A 13,000-nucleotide genomic window follows, 5' to 3' on the forward strand; every position below is an offset into this window, starting at 1 on the left:
ACGCCGGCCCCTCGGCTCCGAGGGTGCGCGGCGGCGGGTGACGGGTCAGGAACGACAGAGCGCGCCGGCGACACGCTGCAGGTCGATGTGGTGCCGGGAGTACAGATGCACCTGGCGGCTCGGGGCGATCACCAGGACGCGCGGACCGGGCACGGGAGCCGGCAGTGACACGGACGCCAGCAGGGGCACAGACGTCAGCGGAGGCACGGGCGGCAGCAGTGGCACGACCGTCACCTCCTCCCTTCCGGCTCGGCGGGCCTGTGGCCTCACCGGTCTCGCGCTGGAACCTGCTCGGACGCTACGTGAGGGCGCAGCCGCACGCAATGCCCGTGGACCATGGCGAGGCCCGCAGCACCGCACGCGCCGCCGTTCGGCGTCCGCCTTCGTCAGACACAACCGCCGGGCCGCTCCATCTGTTCCGGCCCCACGCCGATGCGGTCGACGGACCGGGACGGCCGCGGCCGAAGTGCCGCGGCCGGGCTGCCGCGGCCGTCCCAAAGATCACCAGATCCTGACGCGGTCCGCCGGGTCCAGCCAGAGACCGTCGCCTTCCCTCGTCCCGAACGCCTCGTGGAACTCGTCGAGGTTACGGACGATGTTGGCCCGGAACTCCGGCGGCGAGTGCGGGTCGATGGTGAGGTACTGCTGCTCCTGCTCCTTGCGGCGCTTGGTGCGCCAGCAGTAGGCCCAGTTCATGAACAGCCGCTGGGTGCCGGTCAGGCCGTCCTTCGTGGGCATCGGATCGCCGTTGAGCGCGATCTTGTACGCCGTGTGCCCGATGGTCAGGCCGCCCAGGTCGCCGATGTTCTCGCCCACCGTCAGCGAGCCGTTGACGAACTCGCCGGGGAGGTTGCGGGGCGAGAACGCGTCGTACTGCTTGACCAGCGCCTTCGACTTCGCCTCGAACGCGGTCTTGTCGGCCGCGGTCCACCAGTCGTTGAGGTTGCCCGCGCCGTCGTACTGGGCGCCCTGGTCGTCGAAGCCGTGGCCGATCTCGTGGCCGATGACCGAGCCGATGCCGCCGTAGTTCTCGGCGGGATCGGCGTCGGGCGAGAAGAACGGCTTCTGCAGGATGCCCGCGGGGAAGCAGATCTCGTTGGTGCCCGGGTTGTAGTAGGCGTTGACGGTCTGCGGCAGCATGAACCACTCGTCGCGGTCGACCGGGGCGCCGATCTTCGCGAGCTGCCGGTCGGACTCGAAGGCGTCCGCCGCCTGCGCGTTGCCGAGCAGGTCGTCCGCGGACACCTGGAGGGCCGAGTAGTCGCGGAAGGTGTCGGGGTAGCCGATCTTGGGACGGAAGGTGGCGAGCTTCTCGTACGCGCGCTCCTTCGTCTCGTCCGTCATCCAGTCGAGCCGGGCGATCGACTGGCGGTAGGCCTCCAGGAGGTTGGCGACGAGGTCGTCCATCATCGCCTTGGAGCTCGGCGGGAAGTGCCGCGCCACGTACTCCTTGCCGACCGCCTCGCCGATGCAGCCCTCGACGAAGGCGACTGCCCGCTTCCACCGGGCGCGCAGCTCCGGGGTGCCGTTGAGGGTGCGGCCGTAGAACTCGAAGTTGTTCCGCACGAACGCGTCCGTGAGATAGGGCGCGCAGGAGCGCAGCACCCGGACCAGCGCCCAGTCGCGCCACTGCTCGATCGGCACCTCGTCGAGGACCGCGGACAGGTGACGGAGATAGGACGGCTGGCGGACGCACGTCTCGGCGATGGTCGCCTCCGAGCCACCGAGCCCCTCGACATAACCGCGCCAGTCGAAGTGCGGCGCCAGGGTGATCAGTTCGTGCAGGGTGAGGAGGTTGTAGGTCTTCTGCACGTCACGCGTCTCGGCCCGCTCCCAGTGACCGCCGGCGAGCCGGGTCTCCAGGGCGAGGACCGTCTGCGCGGCCTCGGCGGGCGCGGCGTGCTGCCCCAGCGTGAGCAGCTCGGTGAGGTAGGCGACGTACTTCTCACGGATCTCGGCGAACTTCTCTTCGCGGTAGTACGACTCGTCGGGCAGGCCGAGGCCGCCCTGAACGATGTTGAAGAGGTAGCGGTCGGAGTCGCGGTCGTCCGAGTCGACGTAGGAGCCGAAGAGACCGGAGCCGCCGATCCGCTCGAAACGGCCGAGGAACGCCGCGAGCTCACGGGTGTCCCGCAGCCCCTCGACCTCGTCGATCAGGGGCTGGGCCGGGGCCAGCCCGCGGGCAGCGATCGTCTCCTCGTCCATGAAGGACGCGTACAGCGTGGCGATCTTGCGCGCGTCATCCGGGACGGCGCCGGCCGTCGCGGCCGACGCGAGCTCCTGGATGATCACCTTGACTTGTTCCTCGGCCGTGTCGACCAACTGCACAAAGGGGCCCCAGCTGGAGCGATCTTCGGGGATCGGCTCGTTCTCCAGCCAGTGACCGTTGACGTGGCCGAACAGGTCGTCCTGCGGCCGGATCTCGGGGTTCATGCCCGCGTGGGCGTCATCCAGCATGCTCATTCACGCACCCTACGCGGACACGGGGCCCGAGCACGATCGGCCGGTCACCACCGGACCGGCCTCATCCCGCGACGTACTCCCGCAGATGCCGCGCCGTCACGGTCTCCCCCTCGGACACGAGGGCCGCGGGCGTGCCGGTGAACACCACTTGGCCGCCGTCGTGACCGCCGCCGGGGCCCAGGTCGATGATCCAGTCCGCGTGCGCCATCACCGCCTGGTGGTGCTCGATGACGACCACCGAGTTGCCGTCGTCGACGAGCCGGTCGAGCAGGGCGAGCAGCTTGTCCACGTCGGCCAGGTGCAGCCCGGTCGTCGGCTCGTCCAGGACGTACGTCGAGGACTTCTCGGCCATGTGGATGGCGAGTTTGAGGCGCTGGCGCTCGCCGCCGGAGAGGGTGTTGAGCGGCTGGCCGAGCCGCAGATAGCCGAGCCCGACATCGCTGAGGCGGCCGAGGATGGTGTGTGCCTGGCCGGAGGGGAAGAAGTCGTGCGCCTCGGCGACGGACATGCCGAGGACCTCGCTGATGTTCTTGCCGCGCAGCCGGTAGGTGAGGACCTCGGCCGTGAACCGCTCCCCCTCGCACTTCTCGCACACGGACGCCACCCCGGCCATCATCGCCAGGTCGGTGTAGATCAGACCGATGCCGTTGCACTTCGGGCAGGCGCCCTCGGAGTTGGCGCTGAACAGGGCGGCCTTGACGCCGTTGGCCTTGGCGAAGGCGGTGCGGATCGGGCCGAGCAGCCCGGTGTAGGTCGCCGGGTTCGAGCGGCGTGAGCCGCGTATCGGCGACTGGTCGGCCACCACCACGCCCTCCTGCCCGGAGAGATAGCCGTGGATCAGCGAGCTCTTGCCGGACCCGGCGACCCCGGTGACCACGGCGAGCACCCCGAGCGGGATGTCGACCTCGACGTCCTTGAGGTTGTGCCGGTCGGCGCCCTTGATGGAGAGCTGCCCCTTGGGCACCCGCACCTGCTCGCGCAGCCGGGCCCGGTGCTCCAGGTGCCGTCCGGTGAGCGTGCCGGAGGCGCGCAGCCCGGCCACGTCGCCGGTGAAGCAGATCTCGCCGCCCGCCGTACCGGCGCCGGGGCCGAGGTCCACCACATGGTCGGCGATGGCGATGACCTCGGGCTTGTGCTCCACCACGAGCACCGTGTTGCCCTTGTCCCGCAGCCGGAGCAGCAGGTCGTTCATGCGCCGGATGTCGTGCGGGTGCAGTCCGATGGTCGGCTCGTCGAAGACGTACGTCACATCGGTGATGCTGGAGCCGAGGTGGCGGACCATCTTCACGCGCTGCGCCTCGCCGCCGGAGAGCGAGCCCGAGGTGCGGTCCAGGCTGAGATAGCCGAGTCCGATCTCGACAAGGGATTCGAGCAGTTCGCGCAGGCCCGTGATCAGCGGCGCGACCGCGGGGTCGTCGAGGCCGCGTACGAACGCGGCCAGATCGCTGATCTGCATCGCCGAGCAGTCGGCGATGTTCAGGCCGTCGATCCTGGACGACAAGGCGTCCGCGGTCAGCCTCGTGCCCTCGCAGAGCGGGCAGCGGGCGAAGACCACGGCCCGGTCGACGAAGGCCTTGATGTGGGGCTGGAGGGAGTCGCGGTCCTTGGCGAGCCAGGTCCGCTGCATCTTGGCCACCAGGCCCTCGTACGTGAAGCCGTTCGAGCCGACCTTCACCTTGACCGGGGTCTTGTGCAGGAGGTCGGCCCACTCCTGCTCGGTGAAGTCCCTGAGCTTCTTGTCGGGGTCGTGGAAGCCGGAGTTGACCATGATCTGCCAGCTCCAGGAGTCCACCGCGTAGTAGGGGACGGTGATCGCGCCCTCGTTCAGCGACAGATCGCGGTTCACGAGCTGGTCCACGTCGACGGTGGAGGCCTCGCCGGTGCCCTCACACTGCGGGCACATGCCTTCGGGCAGATTGAAGCTGAAGGCGCCCGACGTCCCGATGTGCGGGTGACCGAGGCGGCTGAAAATGATCCTGAGCATGGTGTACGCGTCGGTGGCTGTGCCCACCGTGGAACGCGAGTTGGCGCCCATCCGCTCCTGGTCGACGACGATCGCCGCGCTGAGATTGCGCAGGCTGTCCACGTCGGGGCGGCTCTGGCTCGGCATGAACGACTGGACGAACGCGGTGTACGTCTCGTTGATCAGCCGCTGCGACTCGGCGGCGATGGTGCCGAAGACGAGCGAGGACTTCCCGGAGCCCGAGACTCCGGTGAAGACGGTGAGCCGCCGCTTGGGGATGTCGAGCGAGACGTTCCGCAAGTTGTTCTCGCGGGCGCCTCGCACCTGAATCACGTGGTGGCTGTCGGCGGGGATGACCGTCACTGATGCTCCTTGGCCTGAACGGGCGGAAGGAAAAGCGTACACCGTACCCAGTCGCATGCGTACACCGTACCCAATATTTCTCCGACGTCGGTTTCCGGGCCCAATTGCCGCCCCAGAGCGCTCAGTTGGTATGGACATGACCGTCGAGTCGCTCTTATGCTCCGCCTGAACTCATCGTGAGAGCGCTCTCATCACCCTGTTCCTCCCCACCTCGACGGAACGACAGAAAGGGCACTGCCATGAGACGCAGAACCGGAGCACGCATCGCCGTCTCCTCCCTGCTCCTGATCGGCACCTGGGCAAGCGCCTCGCTCACCTCCACCGCCGGCGCCGCCCCCGCCCCCACTCCTCCCCCAGCCTCGGCGGGCATGCTCAGCGCCCTCCAGGACGACCTCGGACTCACCGCGGGCCAGGCGCGCGAACGCCTCGCCGCCGAGAAGACCGCGACCCGCGTCGACCGCGCGGCGCAGCGCGCGGCCGGCTCCACCTACGCGGGCTCCTGGTACGACGCGGACACCGCGAAGCTCACCGTCGCCACCACCAGCGCGAAGAAGGCCGACGCCCTGCGCGAGACCGGCGCAGCCGTCCGCGTGGTCCGCCACAGCGCGAAGGAACTGGACGCCGCCAAGAAGCGCATCGACGCACTAAACGCACCCAAGGGCGTCAGCAGCTGGCACGTGGCGCCGCGCAGCAACAACGTCGTGGTGAACGTCGTCGCTGCTCAGAAGAACGACAACGATGTCCGGCGGTTCGTCGACCGGGCCCGGAAGGCGGGCCCCGTCCAGGTCGAGACGGTCGGCAAGGCGCCGACCACGTTCGCGGCGGGCACCGTCGGCGGTGACCCCTACTACACCGGCAACGTCCGCTGTTCCATCGGCTTCTCGGTGCACGGAGGGTTCGTCACCGCGGGCCACTGCGGGCAGACGGGAGCCGGCGTGCGCGGCTGGGACGGCTCGAACATCGGCAGCTTCCAGGGCTCCTCGTTCCCCGGCAACGACTACGCGTACGTGAGCGTCGGCAACGGCTGGTGGACCGTCCCGGTGGTGCTCGGCTGGGGCACCGTCTCCGACCGGCTCGTCCGCGGCTCGGCGGAAGCGCCCATCGGAGCGTCGGTCTGCCGCTCCGGCTCCACCACGCACTGGCACTGCGGCACCGTCCTCGCCAAGAACGAGACCGTCAACTACAGCCAGGGCGCCGTCCACCAGATGACCAAGACGAGCGTGTGCGCCGAACCGGGCGACTCCGGCGGCTCGTTCATCAGCGGCGACCAGGCCCAGGGCGTCACCTCCGGCGGCTGGGGCAACTGCAGCGGCGGCGGTGAGACCTGGCACCAGCCCATCAACGAGATCCTCGGGCGCTACGGCCTGACCCTGCACACCGCCTGACGGCGGCGGACCGCGCCGGGCCCGCGGGAGGGTCCGGCGCGTACGCCGCTGCGGTGAGTCCTGGCGGCTGGATGGCCCTAACCGGGTTCACCGCACCCACCCCGGAGGAAGGACTGCGGCTGCCACTGCCAGGAACGAACTGGTCCCGGAACCGCGCGTTCGGGGACGGACGGAGAACCGCGATGACAGCAAGGGCCTCTCGTTTGGATCGGGCCGGATCAGGGAGCGGGGCCCGCCGCCGCGCCCGCGTCGGCACGCGGCTCCTGGCCACGGTGGCCGTGGGCGCGCTCACCATGGGAGCCGCGCAGGAGAGCGCCCCGGCGAACGACGGGGCCCCGGGTCCAGACAGGTCGCCCTTCACCGGCATGCGGGCCCAGCAGGGCCCGGTGCTCGCGGTGAAGTTCGACAACGCGCGCATGGCCAGGCCGCACACCGGCCTCGCACTGGCGGACATCGTCTACGTGGAGAAGGTCGAGGGCGGCATGAGCCGGCTGATGGGGGTGTACTCCAGCCGCCTCCCCCAGGCAGTCGGTCCGGTGCGCAGTGCCCGGGAGTCCGACGTCGAACTGCTGCGGCAGTTCGGCCGCCCGGCCCTCGCCTACTCGGGGGTGCGCAGCTCGCTCAACAAGATGCTCCGGCAGTCCCCGCTCTACACCCGCCCGCACGGCCGCCTCCCCGGCGCCTACTTCCGCGACGGCGACCGCCCCGCCCCGCACAACCTCTTCGTCCGCCCCGAGGCCGTGCTGCGCTCGGCCCCCAAGGCCGACCACGCCACCGACATCGGCTTCCGCTTCGGACCCGCCCCGGCCGGCGGCTCCCGCACCGCGGCCCGCACCGTCCGCTACGCCTCGGCCAGCCACACCTTCAGCTGGTCGCCCGACGAGCGCCGCTGGCTCGCGTCCTTCGACGGGGTCCCGGCCCGCAGCAGCTCGGGGGCGCAGCTGGGCGCGCGGACCATCGTCATCCAGCGCGTGAGCATGCCCCCGTCGCGCTACAAGGACGTCAACGGAGCGGCGACGCCCTACATCAAGACGGTCGGCAGCGGCAGGGCGACCGTCCTGCGCGACGGCAAGGCGTACCAGACCCACTGGAAGCGGACGAGCCCCGAGGGCGGCACCACCTTCACGCTCTCCAACGGACAGCGGATGCCCTTCGCCCGCGGGCAGGTCTGGATGGTCTTCGCGGACCGCTGATCCCCGCCGTCCGGTCGCCCCCGCCCCGGACAGGCGTCGGCCCGGTGACCGTGATCGGTCACCGGGCCGACGTGCGTACTCACCTCGGAGCGTCAGGTGCTCAGCCGCGTACGGACTCCAGCTCCCGGTCCTGGTCGCCCTCGCGCGCCGTGGGGAAGTCGCCGAGCTGCTTGTGCAGCTTCTCGCCCTCCACGTCGACGTTCGGCAGCGCGCGGTCGAGCCACTTCGGCAGCCACCACGCCTTGTTGCCCAGGAGGGCGAGCACGGCCGGGACGATCGCCATGCGGACGACGAAGGCGTCGAAGAGGACGGCGATGGCCAGACCGAAGCCCATCATCTTGATCATGTCGTCGTTCTCCATGATGAAGCCGGAGAAGACGCTGATCATGATGACCGCCGCGGCGGCGACGACCCGTCCGCCGTGCGTGAAGCCGGTGACGACGGCCTCGCCGGAGCGCGCCCCGTGGACGTACGCCTCACGCATGCGCGTCACGAGGAACACCTCGTAGTCCATGGCCAGACCGAAGACCACGCCGATCATGAAGATCGGCATCATGCTCATGATCGGGCCCGGCTGGTCCACGCCGACGATGTCCGCGAGCCAGCCCCACTGGAAGACCGCGACGACGGCGCCGAGCGCGGCGGCCACCGAGAGCAGGAAGCCGAGCGCGGCCTTGAGCGGTACGAGGACCGAGCGGAAGACCAGCATCAGGAGCAGGAAGGCCAGGCCGACGACGAGTCCCAGGTAGGGCAGGAGCGCGTCGTCCAGGGTCTGCGAGAAGTCGATGGTCATGGCGGTCGCGCCGGTGACCAGGACCTCCGAGCCCGTCTTGTCCCCGAGACCGTCGACCGTCGAGCGGATCTCCTTGACGACGCCCTCGGTCTCGTGGTCGCTCGGACCGGTGTCCGGCACGACGTTGAAGATCGCGGTGTCGTCGGGCTTGTTGCCGTTGGCCGGAGTGACGGCGGCGACGCCGTCGATCTTGGCGATCTCCTTGCCGACGGTGTCGGCCGCGGCGGCGGCGCCCTTGTCCTTGTCCGTGTCGACCGTGACCATCAGCGGGCCGTTGAAGCCGGCGCCGAAGGACTCGGACAGCATGTCGTACGCCTTGCGCTGCGTGGTGTCCGGCGCCGACGTGCCCTCGTCCGGCAGTCCGAGTTCCAGGCTGGTGGCCGGTACGGCGACCACACCGAGGCCCACCACGGCGAGCAGCAGCACCGGGATCGGGCGGCGCAGCACGAAGCGTGCCCAGCGCGTGCCAAGCTTCGGCTTGGCGTCCGCGTCCCGCAGTTCGCTCACGGGCTTCTTGCGGTCCTTGCGGCGCAGCACCTTCTTGCCCGCGAAGCCGAGCAGCGCGGGGATCATGGTGAGCGCGATGAGGACGGCTATCGCGACCGTGCCGGCCGCGGCCAGACCCATCTTGGTGAGGATCGGGATGTTGACGATCGCGAGACCGGAGAGCGCGACGATGACGGTGAGTCCGGCGAACACCACGGCCGAACCAGCGGTGCCGGTGGCGCGGCCCGCGGCCTCCTCGGGTTCACGGCCGTCGGCGATTTCGGCCCGGTAGCGCGAGACGATGAACAGCGCGTAGTCGATGCCGACGGCGAGGCCGATCATCATCGCGAGCGTGGAGGTCGTGGCGGAGAGGTCCAGGACGCTGCCGAGGGCCGCGATGCCGGAGACGCCGATGCCCACGCCGATGATGGCGGTCAGGAGCGGCATGCCCGCGGCGACCATCGAACCGAAGGTGATGATCAGGACGACGGCGGAGACCGCGATGCCGATGAGTTCGGCGGTGCCGCCCATCTCCTGCTCCGCCATGACGGCGTCGCCGCCGGTCTCGACGGTGTAGCCCGTCTTGCGGGTGTCGTCGGTGGCCTTGGTGAGCGCGTCGCGCGCCTTGTCGGTCAGCTCGGTGGCGGTCACCTTGTACGTGACGGACGCGTACGCGGTGGTGCCGTCCTTGCTGACGGCGTTGGCCTTGAAGGGATCGGCGACCTCGCTGACCTGCGGGCCCGCGCCCAGGGTCTTGACCAGCTTCTCGACGTCGCCCTTGGGGCCGGCCTCGGTCAGCTTCTCGCCCTCGGGGGCGCGGATGACGACGCGGGCGGTGGCGCCCTCGGCGCTGGCCGCCGGGAACTTCTCGTCAAGGAGGTCGAAGGCCTTCTGGGACTCCGTCCCCGGCATGGAGAAGGAGTCTTCGGGCGGTGCGGGTGCGGTGGCCGAGGCGAAGCCGACGCCGGCCAGCAGCACCACCCACATCAGTGCCACATAGCGGCGTCGCCGGAAGGCGAGTCGGCCCAGTTTGTAGAGGAACGTAGCCACGGCGAAGGGGCTCCCGTCGGTTTCGGCAGGTCAGCAAGTTCCCTTCAATGGTCCTGGCCCCTTGCGGCCCGGAAGTCAGACTCAGAGTCGGACTGTCAGCCCACGGGCGCTGTAGTGCCGTGCACGCCGGGTCATCCTCGGGGAGGAGATGTGATCAGGATGTGTAGGACCCACATCAAGTCGCAGGTCACCGGAGGATTCGCCTCCGTACCGTGGGACACCTGTTCACCCGAGAACAACTCGCCCTCATAACACCTCAATAGGAGCGATAAGGTGTCGAGTCAGCTCTCAGATACTTGTCATCACCATCCAGGAGAACCTTCGTGACTCTTGCCATCGCGCCGTCTGAAGCAGCCACGCCGTCGGAAGTGTCCGAGCCGGTGGCCCGGGACGCCCGCGAGTTCGGTGCCTACGCGCGGACCGGCGGCTGGGCCTTCGCCCTGAAGGTGGCGCGCAGTGTGCGCCCCGGCGGACAGGGAGCCGACGAGACGCCGAAGGTCTCGGCGAAGGAGTTCAGCGAGCTCGCCGGCTGCTCCGCCGAGCGCGTCATGCGTTACTACAAGGCCTGGGACAAGGCCGCCGACGAGGGCCTCGTACCCCTCTTCGAGGCGCTCACGCCCGGCGAGGACATCGAACTTCCGGACTCCGACGTCTGGTTGACGTACTACGCCTCCCGCTCCAGCGCCCTCTCCCCGCGCGGCACCGCGATCACCGAGGCCGCGGAGGCCGAGGGCATCCGCCCCACCAAGGCCCTGGAGGTCGCCGAGAACCCCACCGCGCTGCGGGCCGCGATCCTCGCCGATCCCGGCACCGCCGAGGCGGCGCGGCGCGCGCTGATGGACCGGCTCGACGAGGACCCGGCGCTGCGCACCGAGCTCGTCCGCGACATCGTGCGCGCTGACGACCTCAAGAAGGCCGTCGCGGCCGAGGCCAAGGCGGGCGACCGCGTCGACTACGTCCGCCAGATCGTCGACAAGGGGCAGGTCAAGACGCCGGCGGGCCAGCTGATCGACGCCCCCGCCGAGCTGAAGGAAGAGGCCGAACGGCATCTGTCCCTCATCGACGAGCTCGACGAGGGCGAGGACTCCGGCGAGTGGGCGCGCGAGGCGTACGACACCGTGAAGGACCTGGTCGCCCAGACCGTCCAGAGCGACCCGAAGCTGCGGGTGCAGGAGCGCCGCGCGAAGTTCTACAGCAGCCTGCAGAAGGCGACGAAGGTCTTCGAGGAGCTGACCTTCGACGACGTCGAGGTCGAGGACATCTACGAGGACGACATGCTGCTGCGTCTGGAGGAGCTGCAGAAGTCGATCGCCGCGTGCATCACGGCGCTGCAGACGGCGACGGCGGGCTCGGCATCCGCCGGTTCCGCCACGGCCACGGTCGCTGCCGCCTCCGAGGCCGTCGCCGGCTTCGACGACATGCCCGTCTTCGACGACACGGACGGAACGGCCGACACAGTCGACACGGCAGACGCGACCGACACAGCGCAGCCCACCGGCTGACGGACAACCGCGGGCCCCGCCCTCCCCGTACATCCCGATGATGACCATGGCCTCTCCCGTAGCCCTGGAGTCGTACGGAATGACCCATACGTGGAGGGATTCGCCGCACCCCGCCGCGCTCGTAGCTTCTTGATCAACGTACGGAGACCGACGTACGGAGTTGATCGAGAGGTCATGGATCTATGCACGGCAAGGCATTCGCGCCCGAGTACCAGGGCGAGCTGGGCGCGGCACTCGGGGTGAACTCCTCCTACGAGGAGGTGCTGACGGCGGCGGACCGCGCCCTCTCCCAGGCGGACACCGCACTGGAGAGGGCGCGCGCCGCACTCGCCCTGGCCGAGGCCAACCGGCGGCTCGGCCAGGTGGACGAGGCGGGCTCCGCCTGGCGGCAGAGCTACCGCAGCGCACGCGTCGCGGGGGACGCGGGCGCCATGGCCTGGGCGCTGTGGAGCGGCGGCACGCTCGCCCGCCAATGCGGCCAACTGCGGCTCGCCCGAAGGCTGCTGGCCTGGGGAGTCGCGCTGGCCGACGCCGGCGGGGAGCGGCTGGCGCACGGCTACGCGCTCGCCGGGCTCGCCGAGACGGGCCGTATCCAGGGGGACTACGCGGCGGTGGCCGCCCTGCACGAGCAGCTCCTGGAACAGGGCAGAAAGCACGGGGAGGCGCGGCACATGGTGTGGGCGATGTCCGGCATCGCCCAGATGCGGCGCAACACCGGCGACTACGCCGAGGCGCTCGAGCTGTTCGAGGAGTGCGTCAGGATCTCGGCCGACGCCCAGGACGCGCGGGGGCGCGCCTGGTCGCTGCGCGGGGTCGCCGACGTCCTCTCGCTGCGGGGCGAGACGGAGAAGGCGCTCACGCTGCTCTCGGAGGCGGAGGTCATCTGCCGGGCCATGGATCTGGCGAGCGCGCTCGCGTACAACCACAAGATGCGCGGCAACGTCCTGTACCGGGACGGGCGTCACAGCGAGGCACGTGAGATGTACGCCGTCGCCCTGGAGGAGTTCGACGCCATCCGGGAGCCGCGCGGCGCGGCCCTGTCCCGGCTCGGTCTGGTCAAGTCGCGGGCCAAGCTCGGCCACGACCGGGGCGAGACACTGGCCGAACTCACCGCTTTGGAGGCCGACTTCGCGCGCATCGGGCTGCGCCAGGCACGGGAGGCCGCGGCAGAGTTCCGTGCCGAGATGACCCGGGAGCCGGAGCCGAGCATGACCTGACGCCGGCGTTGCGGGGTGTCACTCCGCCCGGGTGATCCTGATGCCGACCGTCCCCTTCGTGCCGCGCCGGATCCTGCTGCCGAACAGCGTGAGGCGGCCGATCAGGCCGTACTTGCGCGCGATGAGGGTGCGGTAGCGCGCGGTCTCCTGCGGGCCGCAGATCTCGGCGGTGGCGGGGACCTGCTTGCCGGTGGGGTTGCCCCGCAGGTCACAGGGGCCGATCAGGACATCGGCGCGGTTACGGATCCGCTTGACCTTCCAGGAGTCCGCGGCCGTCCAGACGCCGAGCGCGGCACCGTCCTGGACCACCCAGACGGGGCTCGGCACCGGGGTGCCGTTCTTGCGGTAGCTGGTGACCAGGAGGTACTTCCCCGCACCGAGCCCCGCCTGCGCTGCCTCGCCCACTTGACCGCTCCTGAGGTTCCGTTGACCCACGTACAAACCGCCGACGGAGCGGATGCTACTCGCGATCACGTTCGCCTGGCGCGTGTGGGGCCGGGAAGCGGGCGGCAGGGCCGGTGGCCTGCGGCGGAGACGGCGGCGCCCGCGGGCCCCGGAGTAAACCGGGGCCCGCGGGCGCGTGAT

Annotated in this window: 9 protein-coding genes; 4 read left to right on the plus strand and 5 right to left on the minus strand. The window is 70.2% G+C overall.

Going from position 1 to position 13,000, the window contains the following annotated elements:
* Positions 1-45: 45 nt before the first annotated feature.
* From ACWFRU_RS12810 to ACWFRU_RS12820, 3 genes are all read right to left on the minus strand, one after another.
* Positions 46-225, minus strand: coding sequence for a putative leader peptide (locus ACWFRU_RS12810; protein ID WP_453686205.1), 180 nt, complete (start codon positions 223-225; stop codon positions 46-48).
* 276 nt (positions 226-501) lie between these two features.
* Positions 502-2,463, minus strand: coding sequence for a M13 family metallopeptidase (locus ACWFRU_RS12815; protein ID WP_453686207.1), 1,962 nt, complete (start codon positions 2,461-2,463; stop codon positions 502-504).
* A 61-nt stretch (positions 2,464-2,524) separates the two neighbouring features.
* Positions 2,525-4,759 (minus strand): ATP-binding cassette domain-containing protein, encoded by a 2,235-nt coding sequence (locus ACWFRU_RS12820; protein WP_453686784.1) that lies wholly within the window; start codon positions 4,757-4,759, stop codon positions 2,525-2,527.
* A gap of 269 nt (positions 4,760-5,028) precedes the next feature.
* On the opposite strand from ACWFRU_RS12820, the gene ACWFRU_RS12825 reads away from it, so the two are divergent.
* Together ACWFRU_RS12825 and ACWFRU_RS12830 are read left to right on the plus strand one after the other, a co-directional pair.
* Entirely contained in the window at positions 5,029-6,174 is a 1,146-nt protein-coding gene (locus tag ACWFRU_RS12825; protein ID WP_453686209.1) for a S1 family peptidase, read from the plus strand.
* A gap of 182 nt (positions 6,175-6,356) precedes the next feature.
* Positions 6,357-7,367: a DUF3048 domain-containing protein gene (locus ACWFRU_RS12830; RefSeq protein WP_453686211.1), complete on the plus strand. Its 1,011-nt coding sequence runs from the start codon at positions 6,357-6,359 to the stop codon at positions 7,365-7,367.
* Between the two features lie 100 nt (positions 7,368-7,467).
* On the opposite strand, the gene ACWFRU_RS12835 is transcribed toward ACWFRU_RS12830, so the two are convergent.
* Positions 7,468-9,696: an MMPL family transporter gene (locus ACWFRU_RS12835; RefSeq protein ID WP_453686213.1), complete on the minus strand. Its 2,229-nt coding sequence runs from the start codon at positions 9,694-9,696 to the stop codon at positions 7,468-7,470.
* A gap of 323 nt (positions 9,697-10,019) precedes the next feature.
* Here ACWFRU_RS12835 and ACWFRU_RS12840 point away from each other — a divergent pair, with 323 nt between their 5' ends.
* Complete coding sequence (locus ACWFRU_RS12840) at positions 10,020-11,198, plus strand: hypothetical protein (RefSeq protein ID WP_453686215.1); 1,179 nt, start codon at positions 10,020-10,022, stop codon at positions 11,196-11,198.
* A 182-nt stretch (positions 11,199-11,380) separates the two neighbouring features.
* Positions 11,381-12,415, plus strand: a complete 1,035-nt coding sequence (locus ACWFRU_RS12845; protein WP_453686217.1) for a tetratricopeptide repeat protein — start codon at positions 11,381-11,383, stop codon at positions 12,413-12,415.
* An 18-nt stretch (positions 12,416-12,433) separates the two neighbouring features.
* On the opposite strand, the gene ACWFRU_RS12850 is transcribed toward ACWFRU_RS12845, so the two are convergent.
* Positions 12,434-12,820, minus strand: a complete 387-nt coding sequence (locus ACWFRU_RS12850) for a PPOX class F420-dependent oxidoreductase (RefSeq protein WP_453686219.1) — start codon at positions 12,818-12,820, stop codon at positions 12,434-12,436.
* Positions 12,821-13,000 lie beyond the last annotated feature (180 nt).

The sequence above is a fragment of the Streptomyces sp. NPDC055099 genome (genome assembly GCF_053607685.1).

What these genes read in the sequence shown, in the direction of transcription:
- ACWFRU_RS12815 (WP_453686207.1), bottom strand. Translation starts at nt 2,463, where the DNA reads ATGAGCATGCTGGATGACGCCCACGCGGGCATGAACCCCGAGATCCGG.
- ACWFRU_RS12830 (WP_453686211.1), top strand. Translation starts at nt 6,357, where the DNA reads ATGACAGCAAGGGCCTCTCGTTTGGATCGGGCCGGATCAGGGAGCGGG.
- ACWFRU_RS12825 (WP_453686209.1), top strand. Translation starts at nt 5,029, where the DNA reads ATGAGACGCAGAACCGGAGCACGCATCGCCGTCTCCTCCCTGCTCCTG.
- ACWFRU_RS12845 (WP_453686217.1), top strand. Translation starts at nt 11,381, where the DNA reads ATGCACGGCAAGGCATTCGCGCCCGAGTACCAGGGCGAGCTGGGCGCG.